The following is a 17759-nucleotide window of genomic DNA, read 5'->3' as shown; positions in this document are numbered from 1 at the left end:
TATGCCTATGGCCGGCCAGGAAAGCCTGCCGCTTCGTCGCCTGAAAGAGTTTCAGCCATTAAACCGGCTGACCGATGATCAACTGGTCCTGCTTGCCAGCCGCGCCGAGCGACGGACTCATGGGCCCGGACAAAGGGTTCTGGAGCGGGGTGTCCGGGATGGTCTGGACTTTTTCCTGGTAGCGGGAAAGATCGAACTTGAATCCGTGGATGGCCGGAAAACAATCATCGAAGCTGAAACCGAGAAGGCCCAGAACCCCATTGCCCGGCTCCAACCCCGTATGTATGACGTTACGGCTGTCAAACCCTCTGAATTCCTGGTTGTCGAGCAGGAAATCCTCAACCAGCTGCTGCGCTCTGCGCCAGTGGAGCAGGTTGAGATGGATTCCGGTGAGAGCACTGGCGGTATAGATAGCGAGGAGCATCATCTGTTGATGGAGTTCCTGTCGGAGTTGAGGTCGAACCAGGTCAAGCTGCCCAGTGTGCCGGATGTGGCGTGGAAAGTTCGGCGTGCGGTCGATCGAGAGGAATCAACGGCGGATCAGGTAGCGCTGGCGGTGTCAGCGGACCCGGCTATGGCGGCCAAACTGGTTCGTGCCTGTAACAGCCCTCTGTACAGAGGATTCAGCGACGTCCGGAACGTCCGGGAAGCCGTGGTTCGCCTTGGCATGCGAACCACCCGTCAACTGGTGACGGTGTTTTCAATGCGGGAGGTGTTCAAGACCCGCCAGGCGTCACTTCAGAAAGAGATGGAAAAGCTCTGGCGGCATTCCCGGGAGGTGGCAGCCCTGTGCTGGGTGCTGGCGGATCACGCCACAAAACTGAATCCGGAAGAGGCGTTGCTGGCGGGCTTGCTCCACGATATCGGCGTGGTGCCGATACTCGTCCAGGCTGAACACCATGTGAACCTCTTTGCCGATGAGGCCAACCTGAGTCATGCGATCAGGGAACTCAGGGCAGACGTCGGAACGGCGGTACTCGAGAACTGGTCCTTCCCGCCGGCCTTTGTGGAAGCGGTCCGCCATGCCGAAGACTGGGGTTATGAATGCCGCGAGACGACGCCCCAGCTCGTGGATGTCGTTATCGTGGCGCAATTGCATTCGATGATAGGTTCCAGCCAGAATGCCGAGCTGCCCCCGTTCGATCAGGTGCCGGCGTATCGGCGTCTGGGTGAACTTGAACTCAATGCCTCCCGCAGTTTGCAGCTCCTGACGGAGGCCAGGGCCCGGGTCGAAGAAGTACAGCAATTGTTAGCCATCCGATGATCCGGGCCGTGTAAACTGTGGAGTCTGCTTTCCGGTGACTGTTGCGCTTATGAATGTACCTTTGTTCCCCCTGAATTCCATCGTCCTGCCCAGGGGGAGGATTCCATTGCAGCTGTTCGAGCCGCGCTACATCGACATGCTGACGCGTTGTCTCAAGGAGGATCGCGGGTTCGTTGTGGTGCTGTTGCAGGAAGGCGGAGAGACCGGGCGCACCGCAGCCTTTTACGACATTGGCACCTATGTGCGAATTATCGATTTCCAACAGCTTGATAACGGCCTTCTGGGGATTACTGTTGAGGGCGAATCCAAGGTGTCGGTGGTCCGGAGCTGGCAACAGGAAGACGGGCTGAATGTTGGCGACGTGGAGTGCCTGCTGGAAGAGGCAGAGAGTGAGGTGCCGGCGCGCTATAGCGAACTGCCCTCCGTGCTCAAGGCGCTGTTCCGGCATCCGGTCATCCGCGATCTGAACATGGACATTGATTATGGCGATGCCCGGGATGTTGGCTGGCGGCTTACGGAGCTATTGCCTCTGGACAAACAGGAAAAGCAGAAACTGGTAGAGTTGCAGGACCCGCTGGAACGGCTCAGCCGACTTCAGGAGCTTCTGGAAGCGCTCGAGGAGGGCTAGGTTCTAGCCGATCGGACGGAAATTCAGTACGGCTTCGTCCCATGACAGCACGATATACCCGCAAGCAAATACCGCCCATACAACTGCTGCAGCCACGATGGTTATATCCGGTGCCAAAGGGACCTTGTCGTACCGGCTGTAGCTCGCCCGTACGGCTCCGGTGACAGCCAGCGCCAGTAGCAACCCGCCAATCACGTCAGTGAACCAGTGAACCCCCAGGTAAAGCCGGCTTAGAGCCACAGGAACCAATGGGAGAGACAGCAGGACATAGTAGTGCCAGCGCTTTCGGTGCCGGCTTTCACCGGCAACGAAGCTTGCCAGCAGGGTAACCAGCAAGGTAATACCTGCCGTATGGCCGCTCGGGAAGGCGCCGGAATTCGGTGGCCCCATGACTTCTTCCGGCCGGGGAACGCCGAGCAGAGATTTCAGGGCCCAGACCAGAACCACCGTTAAAACGACGGCCACCACAATATGGACAGCAGCGGCGTAGTAGCCTCGGAACATCAGTGCTGCGCATGCCAGGGCACCGGCAGCCACAAGTACCGGGGCGTCACCAAGCAGCGTGATGGCAATGAAGGGACCGTCCAGCAGCGGCTGGCGGAGTTGCTCGAACCAGAGAAGAGTCGCCCGGTCGAACCCATCAAGCAGGTGAGTCGCTGTGGCCAGTTGTCCCCAGAGTAACAGCAGGGCGGAAGCGCCCAGTGCGAGCATGAATGAGGCCAGCGGAAATTCACCTTCCCGGGCCGGGCGCTGATTGGTATACAGGCGCCAGAATCGGTGAGTGGCGTCGTACTGTGCCATCCACTGTTTCAGCCATTGGTAGAAGCGGCTGCTTTCGCCAAGCCCCAGCTGGAACCGCAATAGCACGAAATAGACCACGGTCAGGGCCGCGAGGCTGATGCCGATCACCGCATAGAAGTGCGCAGGCGGCCTGATCTCGCTAGCCAGGGCACTGCCCACGAGAAATCCCGGGAAGATATAAACCGGTGCCCAGGCGATCGCCGAGCCGATGTTGAAGGCCAGAAAGCGACGCCAGGACATCATCAGGGCCCCGGCCACGAGTGGAATAACCGGTCGTACCGGCCCGACAAAGCGACCTATGATCACGCTTTTGCCACCGTGACGGTTAAAGAAGCGCTCTCCAGTGCTTATGATTTTGGGGTAACGGCTCAGCGGCCAGGACGTTGTGAGGCGACCCTGCAGCAACCGCCCGAGACCGAAGCTTGCCGTATCGCCTGCAATGGCGCCCAGTCCCGCCCAGAGCAGTGCTTCTGGCAAGGGCATCCCGGTTTCACCGGCCAGCACAGCGACGGCAAACAGGATGGCAACACCCGGGACAATAATGCCGGCGATGGCAAGGGATTCGATAAAGGCGGTTGTAAACAGCGCCGTAGCAAGCCAGCCGGGATGCAGGCTCAGCCATGCCGACAGGTCATTCAGCCAGGCACTGCTCATGTTTCGATGGTTTCTCCCGGGCTGAACCAGACCGAATCCGTGCCGCGTCTGCGAGCTTCCTCCATGGCCTGGTGGGCCCGATTGCGGAGTGTGTCGGTTCGGGTGTCGCCGCTGCCCCGGGTGGTGCAGCCCAGGCTGACAGTAGCTTTGCCTACCACAGGCCAATGGTGTTCAGCGATGGTCCGGCGAATCCGCTCGGCTATCACCCTCACCCCTTCCTCCGGCGTAAATGGCAGGATCAGGAAAAACTCGAAGTCTTTCAGGGTATACAGGGTGTCACCGGCACGAATCACGCCAAAGAGGTGTTCGGTCATATCCCGGAACAGGCCCTGGACCTGATCTCTGCCGTGGAGGTCGGCTACCTCATCCGCGTAATCGATGCTCAGGTCGATCACTGAGAGGCAATGGCCGGTGGCTATGGCGCGGCTGATTTCTTTCTGCAAGGTTTCATCGAGGAAGCGCGCGTTGTGGGCGCCGGTCACCGGATCGGTGATGGCCAGATCCTCGGCCGACTGTGCCATATGATCGTAGTGCCAGATGTACAGGGCGGCGACCGCCAGAAGAATAAACAGCCCCCCGGTAATGGCAATGGCGTCAGCCGGCGCCTGTTCCAGGAACAGGAGGATCGTCATGGGCACCAACAGCAAAAGGGAGAGCCCCACACCCTGCCGCAACGGCAGGATCAGCAGGTTCAGTACGAGCAGGGGCATTGCCCAGTGGCTGATGCCGGGTGCATCCATGGTCAGCAGTGCTGCCAGCATGCCGCTGTTCAGGCCGGAGAGAATGATAAGGTGCCCTGGCGCTGACAGTTGGTGCCGGCGACAGATAATGGTGTAAATGGCGCCAGCCAGGGTCAGGACCGCCATCCCGGAGGCCAGATAGAAAAGCTCGTAGAAGCCGTAACGCAGGTTCTGCATGGCCAGGGTGAAAATGAACAGGCAGGCGATGCCATAGCCGAAGGCGTGGGTCCAGGTTCGGAGTCGGGTCTCTGTCATGATGCCGGTCCCTGTGCCTGAGGTTGGCCCGGTTGCGCCGGCTGCGACCATGAACTGTAGGCCTGGCTCCGGTTGCCACCCTGCTGCTGGGCCCGGCGCAGGGCATTCGCTGCGCTTTGCTGAAGGCTGTTGGCATCGTCACCGATATTCAGGCCGGCGATCCCGGTGCTGACAGTGAGGTTCATGCCGTGGGACTCGAGAAGTGTTGCCAGGCCCTTGCGGATCGTCTCGGCACGGGTGATGGCGTCGCTGGTGGAGATGCCTGGCAGGATCACCAGAAACTGAAGATCGGCCACCCGGTAATAGGTATCGAAGTCACGGATCTGGGAGTGCAGGTAGCGACCAATGCGAGGAAGTATCGAGCGTATGTCTTCGTCGGGATCATTGTCGCTGAGGTGGGTGTCCAGTCCGATCATGATAACGGACATGTCCGTACCTTCCCGCTCGCTGCGCTGGATTTCCTTGTGCAGATCAGCGGAAAGATATTCCCGGCTGGCAGCCTGGGTAAGTTCATCGGTCCGACGCAACGGGGCCAGTTGCCGGGCTTTGTAGTCGCGAAGGAAGACCAGCAGCGCAGAGAGCAGCATGGTGAGCAGAAAAGCGCTGATCATTTGGTGGCGGTCGGCAAGGCCAACGGCCCATTGTGTCGCGATCATCGCCAGAACAGCGATCAGCAGCGTCACCAGTACAGCGGCCGCGGGCGGAACCAGTGCGAAAGCGGCCAGTGGAAGTGCGTAGAGCCAGTGGCTAAGCACCCAGGGGCCGGTCCAGAAGCCGGCCAGAAGAATCAGCAGAAGAATGGCAAAAAAGACCTGCTGGACTCGGGGCCAGGGCTGATTCACCCGGCTGGGGTGGAAGGTTTTGCCAGAGATTACAATGCCTGAGGCCGCAGCTGCGGCTGCTGCAACCATGGGCTCTCCCAGCAAGGCACAAAGCGTCGCAATGGCGATCAGGGCCGCGAAACCTGCCCGTGACAATTTGCTTAACAGGAATTTTTCGGCCATCTGGGCCATGGTGTCCTTCCTTTTCCTGAGCTCCCTGAAAAAAAACGTCCCCGGGGAGTTGATCAAAAGCTCCTTCAGGATCCGAGTATGGCATATCGCAGCGGTATAATATCTGTTTGGGATGCGTACTTGAAACGGGAAAGGTAAAGTTAGGCACTTATTCCTGATTCCGCTTGAAAACAGAAAGGTATTTGAATGGATATTGCAGCGTACATGGCTGAGGTTGGGCAGCAAGCCCGAGCAGCGGCAACCGGAGTGGCTCGTTCGACCACGGCCGTGCGTAATCAGGCGCTCCTGGCGACGGCCGAGGCTCTGGATGCAGCCCGGGAAGAACTGGGCCTGGCCAATGGCAAAGACCTGCAGAGGGGTCGTGAAAATGGCCTGGATGCGGCGATGCTCGATCGTCTGGAGCTCACGCCCCAGCGAATCGATACGATGATCGAGGGCCTTCGTCAGGTCGCGTCGTTGCCGGACCCGATCGGTGCCATTACCGACATGGCCTACCGTCCCTCCGGTATCCAGGTGGGCAAGATGCGTGTTCCGCTTGGCGTCATCGGTATCATCTACGAGTCCCGCCCCAACGTGACCGTCGAGGCTGCCAGTCTGTGCCTCAAGTCGGGCAATGCCACCATTCTTCGGGGCGGCTCCGAGTCGATCCATTCCAACCAGGCGATTGCCCGCTGTCTTTCCGAGGGGCTTGCAAAAGCAGGGCTGCCCGAGAACGCGGTGCAGGTGATAAAGACAACCGACCGTGCGGCAGTGGGTGAGTTGATCACCATGCCGGAATACGTTGATGTCATTGTGCCCAGAGGTGGCAAGGGGCTGATCGAACGCATCAGTCGAGATGCCCGGGTGCCGGTCATCAAGCACCTCGATGGTGTCTGTCATGTCTACATCGACAGCCACGCCGATCCGGAAAAGGCGTTGAAAGTGGCGATCAATGCCAAAACCCATCGGTACGGTACCTGCAACACCATGGAAACCCTACTGGTCGACAGTGAGATCGCAGAAGACATGCTGCCCCTGCTGGCTCAGGCTTTTATTGAAAAAGGCGTGGAACTGCGAGGCTGTGAACGAACCCGGGCCATCGTAGACGGTGTGGCAGAAGCCACCGAGGCGGACTGGGAGGCCGAATACCTGGCTCCGGTGCTGGCGGTGCGCGTGGTTGACGGGCTGGATGGCGCCATTGAGCATATCAACCGTTACAGTTCCCAGCATACCGACAGTATCATCACCGAGAACTACACGCGGGCGCGTCGGTTCATCACGGAGGTGGATTCCAGTTCGGTGATGGTTAATGCGTCCACGCGCTTCGCGGACGGCTTTGAGTATGGTCTGGGGGCTGAAATCGGAATCTCCACTGACAAGATCCACGCCCGTGGTCCGGTGGGGCTCGAGGGGCTCACGTCCCAGAAGTACGTGGTCTTCGGTGACGGGCATATCCGGACCTGATGCCCATGCATGTCATTTATGGCGGAACCTTCGATCCGGTGCATCATGGCCACCTGAGGCTGGCCCTTGAAATCAGTGACCGTCTTGGCGTGGAGTACGTCAGCCTGGTGCCCTGTCATATTCCGCCGCATCGGGGCCAGACCGGGGCTTCGTCTGGCCAGCGCCTGGCGCTGCTGAGGCTGGCGGTGGCCAACGAGCCCCAGTTACGGATTGACGACCGGGAACTGGCGCGGGAGGGGGCCTCCTACACGGCCGATACCCTGCGTCAGCTGAGGGCCGAGCTGGGACCCCGTGAGCCCCTGGTGATGGTGGTTGGCACCGATGCCTTTGCCGGGTTCGATCGCTGGCGGGAATGGCAGCAGATTCCGGAACTGGCCCACGTGGTGGTAGTCCGCCGGCCCGGTCCGGCACTGGACGCCGCGGGCGAACCTGCCCGGATGCTCGCTGAACGGGGCGTGAGCGGTCCCGAGGCTCTGCACGAGAGGGCCTTTGGCCATTTCCTCGAGCTGGATCCACCACTCTTGGATATTTCCGCCACCGGCATCCGGGAACGGATTGGTGACGGGCGGTCGCCACGCTACCTGATGCCGGATCCCGTATGGGCAGAAATTCGTCGCCTGGGGCTCTATGGTGCATGCCCCGACGGGAACTTTTAGTGCTACAATCGCGTCTGAATATGACATTTCGGGCGGCCATACCGGCAAACGCCCGTCCAACAGGGTGATTATGCAGGCAGAGCAACTGAAAGATCTGGTAATTAATGCGCTTGAAGATGTGAAAGCACAGGACATCAGCGTGATTGATGTCCGTGACCGCACCAGTGTCACCGACTTCATGGTTCTGGCATCCGGAACGTCCAATCGACATGTAAAATCTCTCGCCGACTCCGTGGTTATTGAAGCCAAAGAGCAGGGTGTGCGAGCAAGCAATGTTGAAGGCGCTGGCGTCAGCGACTGGATCCTCGTGGACCTGGGCGATGTGGTTGTTCACGTAATGATGCCTGCCACACGGGAGTTTTACGATCTGGAGCGCTTCTGGCGCGATGCTCCCGATCTTGGTGTTGCGGGCAGCGAATAATCATGCGGTTACGTCTGATCTGCGTGGGGCAGAAAATGCCCGACTGGGTCAGTACCGGATTCGGAGATTACGCTCGCCGCATGCCGCCGGAGCTACCCGTGGAACTGGTTGAAATTCCCGTCGCCCACCGGGGCAAGAATCCCGACATTCCCAGACTGATGCAGCGTGAAAGTGACGCCATCCTCGCGGCGACTGGTCCGAAAGACCGGGTGATCGCACTGGAGGTTGGCGGTCGCCCCTGGTCGACGGAAAAACTGGCGACCCAACTGGAAAACTGGCAGCAGGATGGCCGAGATGTGAGCTTTCTGGTTGGCGGACCAGACGGCCTTGCCGAAGATTGCCGGAAGCGGGCCGACCAGCAGTGGTCGCTGTCCGCGCTCACCTTGCCCCACCCGCTGGTACGCATTGTTCTGGCAGAACAGCTGTACCGGGCCTGGTCGATCACCCGCAATCACCCGTATCACCGGGCCTAGGGGCTAGTTATGCCATGGGGTGAATTCAAGGATACAGCGGCAGAACGCCGGCTCTTCCAGCGCCGGACCCTGGTAATGCTGGCTTTTGTAATGCTGGCGATTGGCGGCCTTATTGCGCGGATGTACCAGCTTCAGGTCGTCGAACACGAGGTATACACCACCCTTTCGGACAAAAACCGCGTCCAGGTTCAGTCAGTGCCACCCCCGCGGGGGCTGGTGTACGATCGTAATGACACCCTGCTAGCCGAGAACCGGCCCGTTTTCAGCGTAACGCTCGTTCCTGAGCGGGTGCAGGGCATGGATGATACCCTGGCTCAGCTTGGCAAAATCCTGGAGATTTCCGACGAAGACCGCGAACGTTTCCAGCGCCGGCTTCAGGAACCCCGTCGACCCTTCCAGGAAATTCCCCTCCGCTACGACCTGAATGAACAGGAGATGGCCCGTCTCGCTGTGCATCGTCATGAGCTTCCTGGGGTAGAGGTCAAGGCTGAGCTTGTTCGTTTCTACCCGCACAGTGAATTGACGGCCCATGCCCTTGGCTTTGTCGGGCGTATCAACCGCGACGAGTTGCAGCGGATCGATCCGGTCAACTATGCCGGCACCAACTACATCGGCAAGTCGGGCATCGAACGTTTCTATGAAGAGATCCTTCACGGTCAGGTCGGCTACCAGCACGTTGAAACCAACGCACGGGGTCGAACGCTGCGAGTTCTGGAGCGGGAAAACCCTGTGCCTGGAGAAGATCTGCAGCTGCACCTGGATCTAAGGTTGCAACAGCGCGCTCACGAGCTATTGGACGGTCGCAGGGGTGCCATTATTGCGATTGAACCTGATACCGGTGGCATTCTTGCCCTGGCCAGTGTGCCGGGTTTCGACGCCAATAAATTCGTTACCGGGATCAGCGTCAACGACTATCGGGAGCTGAGCGACAGTAAGGACAAGCCTCTGTTCAATCGGGCGCTGCGGGGGCAGTACCCTCCGGGTTCGACGGTGAAACCGATGCTCGCAGTAGCCGCCCTCGATAGCGGGGCCACCACCCGGGATTACACCATCTGGGATCCCGGGCATTTTCGTCTGCGTGAAGGCGGCCGGCTATGGCGGGACTGGAAGCGTACCGGACATGGCTGGGTTGATCTGAAGGATGCGGTGGCCGAATCCTGCGACGTTTATTTCTACGAGGTGGCCGTGGAGATGGGTGTGGATACTATGCACAGTTATCTGTCCCATTTCGGTTTCGGAGAAGACGCTACTCTCGATGTCTCGGGTGCCCTGAGCGGTTTGCTGCCTTCCCGGGACTGGAAACGGGCGGTCCGGAATGAGCCCTGGTATCCGGGGGATTCCGTCAATATGGGCATTGGTCAGGGTTTCATGTTGGCTACACCCTTGCAGTTGGCCACGGCAACCGCCTTGATAGCCAACCGTGGCCGATGGGTAGAGCCAAGGCTGCTGAAAGACATCAAAGGGGACCGGCCGGTCGAGGAATTCCTGCCTGCCGAGACTCACGAACCGCTCAATCTCAAGAACCCCGACGACTGGGAATACGTCGTCGACACCATGGTTGAGGTCATGCATGGGCCGAAAGGAACGGCACGCTCTGTCGGCCGGGGTGCGTCTTACAAGATGGCGGGCAAGACTGGTACAGCGCAGGTTTTCAGTCTTGCAGAAGATGAAGAATACGATGAAGAGGAAATCCGCGAGCGGCTCCGGGATCACGCGCTTTTTGTCGGTTTTGCGCCGGCGGATAAACCGGAAATCGCGGTTGCTGTGATTGTCGAAAACGGGGGCAGCGGCAGTGGTACCGCCGCGCCGGTGGCCCGGGCCCTGTTTGATTCCTGGCTGCTTGAGTACAACCAGGCCGATGGCGCACTGGTCAGTGGGGTTGGTGAGGTGGCCAACTGATGGCTTTCAAGGCGTTACTGGATTCAACCGCGAGCAATCCACTTGGCCGGCACCGAAGTATCTGGACCGCGCTGCATCTGGATCCAATTCTTTTGCTCCTGCTGCTTCTGCTGGTTTCCGGCGGGCTGTTCGTTCTGTACAGCGGCGCTGACCGGAACTTCGAAGTCGTCAAGGCCCAGGGCATACGCCTGGGTGTCGCGTTTGTGGTGATGCTGGTGTTTGCCCAGCTGGATCCTTCGGTGTTCCGCCGATGGGCGCCCTGGCTATACGCAGCGGGCATTGTTGCATTGATTGCCGTCATGCTGGTTGGTGTCGGTGCCAAGGGCGCTCAGCGTTGGCTGGCGATACCGGGGCTGCCTCGTTTCCAGCCCTCGGAGCTTATGAAACTGGTGGTTCCCATGATGGCGGCCTGGTACCTGTCCAGGCATTTCCTGCCACCGAGGTTCCGGCATGTAGCTGTGGGGCTCGCGATCGTTCTTGTGCCCATGATCATGATCATGCAGCAGCCGGATCTGGGGACGTCCCTGCTGGTGGGCATGGCGGGCATTTTCGTGGTGTTTTTCGCAGGCATCAGCTGGAAACTGATCACCGCTTTTGTTGCCCTGGTGTCCGTGTCGGCTCCGCTGATGTGGTTTTTCGTCATGAGGGAATATCAGAAACAACGGGTACTGACACTCCTCGATCCGCAAAGTGACCCCCTGGGTGCTGGCTGGAACATCATCCAGTCCAAGACGGCGATTGGTTCCGGGGGTGTGGACGGGAAAGGCTGGCTGCAAGGGACCCAGTCACACCTTGAGTTTCTTCCGGAGAGCCATACCGATTTTATCGTTGCGGTGCTGGCGGAGGAATTCGGTTTTGTAGGTATGCTGATCCTGATGACGGTGTATTTCCTGATTATCCTTCGTTGCCTGTACATTGCCGTCACGGCTCAGGACTCGTTCAGTCGGCTGCTGGCCGGTGCGCTCACCATGACGTTCTTTATCTACATCTTCGTGAATGTCGGGATGGTGAGCGGACTTTTGCCCGTTGTTGGTGTGCCATTGCCCCTGATCAGCTATGGTGGCACTTCGGGTGTGACCCTGATGGCAGCGTTTGGCGTTCTGATGTCGATCCATACGCATCGACGAATGATTGGTGCCTGACCGGTGGTCAATCGAACCATGGCGGTCGGGTAATGGTGATTGCGGCGCAGAACCCGTTACAATGATAGCCAGAGCGCCGAACACCTGACGGCGGTGCCAGCGAAGTGAAGAGGAACTCCGGACAGTGAACTTCAAGCCCTCATTCTTTCTCCTGCTGACGGTTGTGGTGTCCGTGATACTCGGCGGCTGCGCGTCAGCTCCGGAAACCGACCACTCCTCTCGCTATACCCTGGCGACCGACAGGGCGCCCTCGGGCAATTTTGATGTCTCCGGGCTTGATGATGCGGTCCCGGTTTATGAGGCGCCCCGCAGGGCCGGTAATAAATCGCCCTACAAGGTCTGGGGAAAGCAGTATCACGTCCTTGACAGCAACGACGGTTATGTTGCCCGGGGTACGGCCAGCTGGTACGGCGAAAAATTCCATGGCCACAAGACGTCCAATGGCGAAACCTTTGACATGTATGCCATGTCCGCCGCGCACAAATCCCTGCGGATTCCTGGTTTTGCCCGGGTAACGAATCTGGATAATGGCCGCTCGGTGATCGTCCGTGTCAACGATCGTGGGCCTTTTCACAGCGACAGAATCATCGATCTGTCCTACGCTGCCGCTAAAAAGCTGGGCTACCAGGCCCGGGGCACGGCGAGGGTGGAAGTCGCCGCCATTACGGTCAGGCCGGATGGAGCCATGTTCATCGCCGGCCAGCCCTTTTCTCCGGGAGACGCGACCCCATCCGCAGAAAGCCGGGTGAAGGCGAGCGGCGACATGGCGATGAGCAACCGGTCATTGTTTGTTCAGCTGGGCTCCTTTAGCAGCCGGGACCCGGCCGAGAAGCTGCTCAGCCAGGTAAGGTCGGTGCTGGAAAATCCGATGCGTGTTCGGGCTGTTGATACCTCCTCGGGGCGATTTCACCGGGTTCAGGTGGGCCCGTTCAGCGATGAAGACAGCGCCAGGCGCACCCAGAGCCTCCTGGAAGCTCGGGGTTTCGATCAGTCCATCGTGCTGACCGATACGCACTGAGCATGGCAAACAAGACACCTTCATAAGAAACACACTTAACGACGAATGAATGGACCCATGGCCTTAAACTCTGTTTTTCGAACCCTATCTATTGTCTTTGTGTTGATGCTTGCTCTGACAGGCAAGGCGATGTCCCAGGCGGTACTGATTCCGTCGCCGCCGCAGATTGCTGGCAGCTCTTATGTCCTGATGGATCCCAAGAGCGGACGGATCATCATGGAGGAGAACAGTCACGAGCGTTTGCCGCCCGCCAGTCTGACCAAAATGATGACCGCGTATATCGTTGAGCGGGAGCTTGATGAGGGCCGGATCGCCATGTCCGACATGGTTCCGATCAGCGTGAATGCCTGGAAAACCGAGGGGTCCCGAACCTTCGTCCGGGAAGGCACTCAGGTGTCGGTTGAGGATCTGCTCAGGGGCGTGATCATTCAGTCGGGCAACGATGCCTCAGTCGCCCTTGCGGAATTTGTTGCCGGTAGCGAAGACGCCTTCGTTGATATCATGAACCAGCAGGCCCAGTTGCTGGGCATGAAAGACACCAACTTTGAAAACGCTACCGGTCTGCCGTCGCCGGATCATTTTTCAACGGCCTATGACCTGGCCATGCTGGCGCAGGCAATCATCAATGATTACCCGGAAAACTATCCGCTGTACGCTGAAAAGCACTTCACCTATAACAATATCCGCCAACCGAACCGGAACAGCCTGCTCTGGCGTGATGACAGCGTCGATGGTCTGAAGACCGGTCACACCGAGGAAGCTGGCTACTGTCTGGTTGCTTCGGCCAAGCGCAACGACACCCGCCTTATTGCGGTCGTCATGGGTACCAACAGCTCAGAAGCTCGGGCTCAGGAAATCCAGAAGATGCTGAATTACGGCTTCCGCTACTACGAGAGCGAACGCCTGTTCCAGTCCGGCCAGGAGCTGATTGAAGCCCGTGTCTGGGGTGGCCAGACTGACCAACTGTCAGTCGGCATGACCGAAGACGTCTATGTCACCATCCCTCGGGGTTCAAGAAACGATCTGGAGTCTACGGTTGACCTTGATTCTGTGATCAAAGCACCCATCAAGGTCGGGGATGAGCTGGGCCGGGTCAAGGTGTGTCCTATAACGGTGAGGTACTGGTTGATCAGCCGGTGCTGGCCCTGACCGAAGTTCCGGAGGGCGGATTCTTCAAACGCATCTGGGATGCCATTAAGCTCTTTTTCGTTCAGTTATTTCAGTAGGGTGATGTTGATCCCGGGGAGTAAAGCGGCATGAGTCAGCCGAAAGCACCAAAAATTGAGTTTCCTTGCGACTACGTGATCAAGGTGATCGGCAATGCAGCGCCGGATTTCACCGAGTTCGTGGTTGAGGTTGTGGAGCAGCATGCGCCCGGGATCAGCGAAACCGACATTACGGTTAACGACAGCAGCAAGGGCCGGTTTTCCTCGGTCCAGCTCAAGATTGTGGCAACGGGTGAAGCACAGCTCAAAGCCCTGTTCGAAGATCTCAAGGCCAGCGGCCGCGTGCACATGGTGCTCTGAGCCCGATGCCTGACCTGATTGTTCGATCCCTCGGGGAGCAGCCCTACCTGGAAACCTGGGAGGCCATGAAAGCGTTCACCGCCGACCGCGATGACAGCGTGGCGGACGAGTTATGGTGCCTTGAGCACCCCCGGGTCTATACCCAGGGCCAGGCGGGTAAGGCGGAGCATATCCTCGCTCCGGGCGATATTCCGGTGATCCCGGTTGATCGGGGCGGGCAGGTGACCTATCACGGGCCCGGTCAGTTGGTGATTTACCTGATGATCAACCTGACTCGAAAAAAAATGGGTGTGCGTTCCCTGGTGGATGAGATTGAACAGTCCATAGTCCGCACCCTGGCCGATTTGGGTATTGAGGCCGCCCCCAGGCCCGATGCGCCCGGTGTTTACGTGGGAGATGCCAAGATCGCTTCCCTCGGCCTCAGGGTTCGCCGTGGTTGTTCTTTCCACGGACTGGCATTGAACGTGGATATGGACATGGAACCCTTCCAGCGGATTAATCCCTGTGGCTATGCCGGCATGGCCATGTGCCAGGTGCGGGACTTTGTTCCGGGTATAACCCTGGCCGACGTGCAGCAACGACTGTCAGAGCAACTCGTCAACGGCCTGGCCCGCGGGGATGTCGAGTTCTGCCAGGGTTGGTAGTTCAGGCCGCCGCTTCATCCTCATAACCGCAGGCACGGTTTCGGCCCTCGGATTTGGCCCGGTACAGGGCTTCATCTGCCCGCTGAAGGAGGCGGTCGATGGACTCGGATCCCCGGATTGATGCCACGCCCACACTGATCGTGGCCTGCACCTGACCCTGCTCGGTGCTGACGGATCTTACGGAAAACGCTTCCCGGATCCGGTTGGCAGAGGACATGGCCTCCTCGGTGGTTGTCTCGGGCAGCAGTACCAGGTATTCCTCACCGCCCCACCGGGCCAGGGTGTCAACCTTGCGACATTGCTCCCGCAGTGTTCTGGCAACCAGGGTGATCAATTCGTCGCCGACGTGATGTCCGTAGTTATCGTTGACGCTCTTGAACAGGTCGATGTCCATCAGCAGTACAGAAAACGACCGGGCGTTGCGAAGGTAGCGCTGGTATTCGATGTCCAGCTGCTCGAGGGCTTCCCGTCGGTTGGCAAGGCCGGTGAGTGCATCATGCTTGGCCGCATACTCGAACTCTGCGGCCAGCTTCAGCAGGCCCAGTTTGCTGCGCCGGCGGCTCTGGTCAAGGATGTAGCAGGTGACCATTTCAAAGCCCAGTACCGCCACCATGGTAATCCGGAAGCTGGCGCTGTGAGGAGGCTCGAACAGCAGGTCTCCCAGCGGGCTGAACAGCAGAATGACGGCGGCGAAGCCGCCGCTGCAGGCGAGTACGCCAACCCGGGATTCGCTGATGTAGAAAATAATGGGGGGGTAGGCGAACAGCCAGATAATGGCGGACCCGTCCTCAACCGCATGGATCGCCAGGTAGGTGAACAGCACCGTGATAAGGGTAATAAAAGCCCGGCGTTGCAACGTTCTGTTGCCAAACAGTAAATAGGTCAGAGAGTTGGCCGTCAGAAGCACGGCAAAGCCAATCAGCAATGGCGGTGTAATCGGGTCATTCTGCAGGCTTGAGCGCCAGGCGAAGAAGAACAGCAGGGGAACGGCAACGGCAGTCAGCCAGTTGATCAGAATCGGGACAGGAATCTCGCCGTTGACCCGGAACTGGGACAGTTCCGTATCCGGCGTTTTTCTGGCGGATTGCGGCATGTTCGGATCTTGTTCTTGTGATAATCGTTGCTGGACCTTACGTATGTAGAAATACTAGACCGGTTTCCTGCCAGAAACTGTGTCGAAACGTAAACGATCCGGTTGCCCAGATGTAAACCGGGGGCGGTGTTGGCACATTGGCCCCGTGGCCGCAGATAGCCGGTCGACTCGGTTAGGTCAGCTTCCCTGACTATCCGTATAATGGCGTTAGACGCCAAACTTGGTGAAATTCTCTGATCCGAACAGGTCATTATGTCTTCCAGACGTTCAGGAAATTCGGTTTCCCGCATCAAGACAGGCAGTTTCGAGCGCAGGTTGAGCCTGACCCGTGCCGGGTTGTTTGCGGGTACCCGTATGGCTTCTCATATGGCAACCAACTGGTTCAGCAGCCGGGAAAACCGGGAGAAGCGGCACCGCGCCATGCTCTCTAACCAGGCGCGGTTCCTGGTGGATGAGCTGGGGCAACTGAAGGGTAGCGTGGTCAAGATCGGCCAGGTCATGGCCCTGTATGGCGAGCATTTCCTGCCCGAGGAAGTCACTGAAGCCCTTCACACCCTGGAAGACCAGACCACGTCACTGGAATGGCCGGCCATTGAGCGCGTTCTTAAAGACGAGCTGGGAGCAGATCGCCTGGCTCAACTGGATGTGGAACCCGAACCCATTGGGGCTGCCTCGCTGGGGCAGGTGCACCGGGCCTGGCGCAAAAGCGACGGCCTGGAGCTGGTGCTGAAGGTTCAGTACCCCGGCGTTGCTGATGCGGTTGATAGCGATTTGAATGCGGTTGCCCAGTTGTTACGGGTGGCAAGGTTGGTCAGTTTTGGCCCGGAATTCAATGACTGGCTGGAAGAAGTCCGGCAGATGATGCACCGGGAAGTGGACTATCGTCTGGAGGCGAAAACCACCGAGAAATTCCGCACCATGCTGGCCTCGGATCCGAGGTTCATCGTACCCAGGGTGCTGCCGGAATTCTCAACGGCGCACGTGATTTGTTCGACCTACGAACATGGCCATTCGGTCAGTTCCCAGGCGGTAAAAGACCTTCCTCTGGAGCGTCGGAGCGCCCTGGGCAAGGCTGCCCTGGAGCTGTTCTTCCGCGAGCTGTTCGTCTGGGGTGAGATACAGACCGATCCGAACTTCGGCAACTACCGCATCCGGATTGCTGGCGAAGAAGGTGATGACCCGGGTTACGACCGCATAGTCCTGCTTGATTTCGGGGCTGTTCAGGCCTACTCGGATGACTTCCTCAAACCGGTTATCCAGATGATCAGGGCGTCCTATGAGAACGATCTGCAGGCGGTGATTGATGGAGGTGTCAAGTTGCGCTTCATGAGCACCGAGTGGCCCGACGAAGTGCTGGAGAAATTCGGCCAGGTGTGTATGTCGGTGCTCGAGCCGCTATCCAGTGACAAGGACGCCTGGCCGGATTATGCGGTAAACAGCCACGGCGAATATCGCTGGAAGCAGAGTGAGTTGCCGTCCCGGGTAGCAAGACAGGCCGCCCGATCGGCTATCAGTCGCTATTTCCGTGTGCCTCCGAAGGAATTTGTTTTCCTTAACCGGAAACTGATCGGGGTCTACACCTTTGTTGCGGTGCTGAATTCCGAGTTCAACGGAGAGCCACTGCTCAGGAAATACCTCTACGGTGAGGGTGATGACGCGCCGGATGCCTCGGCAACAAGCCAGAGCACGAAGGCGTAGCGGGCGCCCTTGCCAATCCCCACCAGAATGACAAAGTTGAGCCAGGGCACGCGCATGATCCCGCCAACGAGGGTCAGCGCGTCACCCCCCAGGGGCAGCCAGCCCATCAACAGTGACCACTGGCCATAACGGTTAAATCGGTTCCGCGCCTTGTGCAGCTGCATTTCGCTGACCGGAAACCAGCGCTTATGCTTAAAGCGATCCACCTGCCGGCCGATAACTCCATTAACGACCGAGCCCAGCGTGTTGCCCAGCGTTGCCCAGAACCAGAGCCACCACCAGGAGTAGCCCTGGGTTATCAGGGTGCCAAGCAGGACTTCCGAGTAGGCAGGCAGCAGCGTGGCGGCAGCGAACGCGGTCAGAAATAGCGTCAGGTAGGCCACCGTGCCCT

The 17759-nt window shown here is 58.9% G+C and carries 17 protein-coding genes and 1 pseudogene; 13 read left to right on the top strand and 5 right to left on the bottom strand.

The window, feature by feature from the left end; translation table 11 throughout:
• The first annotated feature begins 7 nt into the window (after positions 1 to 7).
• Complete coding sequence (locus ABNF92_RS06305; protein ID WP_349343747.1) at positions 8 to 1264, top strand: HDOD domain-containing protein; 1257 nt, start codon at positions 8 to 10, stop codon at positions 1262 to 1264.
• 49 nt (positions 1265 to 1313) lie between these two features.
• The gene (locus ABNF92_RS06300; RefSeq protein ID WP_136629760.1) at positions 1314 to 1892 is read left to right on the top strand and encodes an LON peptidase substrate-binding domain-containing protein; all 579 of its coding nucleotides are present in this window, start codon (positions 1314 to 1316) and stop codon (positions 1890 to 1892) included.
• A gap of 3 nt (positions 1893 to 1895) precedes the next feature.
• Here the strand turns inward: ABNF92_RS06300 and ABNF92_RS06295 are convergent, their stop codons facing one another.
• The 3 genes from ABNF92_RS06295 to ABNF92_RS06285 are packed head-to-tail and all read right to left on the bottom strand — an operon-like array spanning position 1896 to position 5355.
• On the bottom strand, positions 1896 to 3347 hold the full coding sequence (locus tag ABNF92_RS06295; protein ID WP_291909824.1) for a bifunctional DedA family/phosphatase PAP2 family protein: 1452 nt from the start codon (positions 3345 to 3347) through the stop codon (positions 1896 to 1898).
• A complete protein-coding gene (locus tag ABNF92_RS06290; protein WP_069183967.1) occupies positions 3344 to 4342 on the bottom strand; it encodes a diguanylate cyclase in 999 nt (332 codons plus the stop codon). The genes ABNF92_RS06295 and ABNF92_RS06290 overlap by 4 nt, the downstream gene beginning before the upstream one ends.
• Positions 4339 to 5355: a GGDEF domain-containing protein gene (locus ABNF92_RS06285; RefSeq protein WP_069183966.1), complete on the bottom strand. Its 1017-nt coding sequence runs from the start codon at positions 5353 to 5355 to the stop codon at positions 4339 to 4341. Before ABNF92_RS06285 ends, ABNF92_RS06290 begins: the two co-directional genes overlap by 4 nt.
• A gap of 186 nt (positions 5356 to 5541) precedes the next feature.
• Here ABNF92_RS06285 and ABNF92_RS06280 point away from each other — a divergent pair, with 186 nt between their 5' ends.
• The 10 genes and pseudogenes from ABNF92_RS06280 (at position 5542) to lipB (ending at position 14577) form a co-directional block, all read left to right on the top strand.
• Positions 5542 to 6798, top strand: coding sequence for a glutamate-5-semialdehyde dehydrogenase (locus ABNF92_RS06280; RefSeq protein WP_069183965.1), 1257 nt, complete (start codon positions 5542 to 5544; stop codon positions 6796 to 6798).
• A 5-nt stretch (positions 6799 to 6803) separates the two neighbouring features.
• The gene (gene nadD / locus ABNF92_RS06275) at positions 6804 to 7454 is read left to right on the top strand and encodes a nicotinate-nucleotide adenylyltransferase (protein ID WP_349343746.1); all 651 of its coding nucleotides are present in this window, start codon (positions 6804 to 6806) and stop codon (positions 7452 to 7454) included.
• A 70-nt stretch (positions 7455 to 7524) separates the two neighbouring features.
• Positions 7525 to 7875 (top strand): ribosome silencing factor, encoded by a 351-nt coding sequence (rsfS, locus tag ABNF92_RS06270; RefSeq protein WP_064227041.1) that lies wholly within the window; start codon positions 7525 to 7527, stop codon positions 7873 to 7875.
• Positions 7876 to 7877: 2 nt separating this feature from the next.
• Positions 7878 to 8348: a 23S rRNA (pseudouridine(1915)-N(3))-methyltransferase RlmH gene (gene rlmH / locus ABNF92_RS06265; protein WP_069183963.1), complete on the top strand. Its 471-nt coding sequence runs from the start codon at positions 7878 to 7880 to the stop codon at positions 8346 to 8348.
• A 9-nt stretch (positions 8349 to 8357) separates the two neighbouring features.
• A complete protein-coding gene (mrdA, locus tag ABNF92_RS06260; RefSeq protein WP_209398857.1) occupies positions 8358 to 10247 on the top strand; it encodes a penicillin-binding protein 2 in 1890 nt (629 codons plus the stop codon).
• A complete protein-coding gene (gene rodA / locus ABNF92_RS06255; protein ID WP_153634581.1) occupies positions 10247 to 11389 on the top strand; it encodes a rod shape-determining protein RodA in 1143 nt (380 codons plus the stop codon). Before mrdA ends, rodA begins: the two co-directional genes overlap by 1 nt.
• A gap of 124 nt (positions 11390 to 11513) precedes the next feature.
• The gene (locus ABNF92_RS06250; RefSeq protein WP_349343745.1) at positions 11514 to 12407 is read left to right on the top strand and encodes a septal ring lytic transglycosylase RlpA family protein; all 894 of its coding nucleotides are present in this window, start codon (positions 11514 to 11516) and stop codon (positions 12405 to 12407) included.
• A gap of 57 nt (positions 12408 to 12464) precedes the next feature.
• Positions 12465 to 13633 (top strand): annotated as a pseudogene (locus ABNF92_RS06245) (D-alanyl-D-alanine carboxypeptidase family protein).
• Between the two features lie 30 nt (positions 13634 to 13663).
• Positions 13664 to 13933, top strand: a complete 270-nt coding sequence (locus ABNF92_RS06240) for a DUF493 domain-containing protein (RefSeq protein WP_069183958.1) — start codon at positions 13664 to 13666, stop codon at positions 13931 to 13933.
• Positions 13934 to 13938: 5 nt separating this feature from the next.
• The gene (lipB, locus tag ABNF92_RS06235; protein WP_349343744.1) at positions 13939 to 14577 is read left to right on the top strand and encodes a lipoyl(octanoyl) transferase LipB; all 639 of its coding nucleotides are present in this window, start codon (positions 13939 to 13941) and stop codon (positions 14575 to 14577) included.
• A gap of 1 nt (position 14578) precedes the next feature.
• On the opposite strand, the gene ABNF92_RS06230 is transcribed toward lipB, so the two are convergent.
• Entirely contained in the window at positions 14579 to 15670 is a 1092-nt protein-coding gene (locus tag ABNF92_RS06230; protein WP_349343743.1) for a GGDEF domain-containing protein, read from the bottom strand.
• 252 nt (positions 15671 to 15922) lie between these two features.
• Between ABNF92_RS06230 and ABNF92_RS06225 the strand changes: the two genes are divergently transcribed.
• Entirely contained in the window at positions 15923 to 17368 is a 1446-nt protein-coding gene (locus ABNF92_RS06225) for an AarF/ABC1/UbiB kinase family protein (protein ID WP_069183955.1), read from the top strand.
• Here the strand turns inward: ABNF92_RS06225 and ABNF92_RS06220 are convergent.
• Positions 17308 to 17751 carry a YqaA family protein gene (locus ABNF92_RS06220; RefSeq protein ID WP_064227051.1) on the bottom strand — a complete coding sequence of 148 codons (444 nt, stop codon included), beginning with the start codon at positions 17749 to 17751 and terminating at the stop codon, positions 17308 to 17310. The two genes, ABNF92_RS06225 and ABNF92_RS06220, sit on opposite strands and share 61 nt — an antisense overlap.
• Between the last annotated feature and the right edge of the window lie 8 nt (positions 17752 to 17759).

It is taken from the genome of Marinobacter sp. MMG032 (assembly GCF_040112695.1).
GTDB lineage: Bacteria > Pseudomonadota > Gammaproteobacteria > Pseudomonadales > Oleiphilaceae > Marinobacter > Marinobacter salsuginis.
This window is presented reverse-complemented; position numbering and strand designations above follow the sequence as displayed.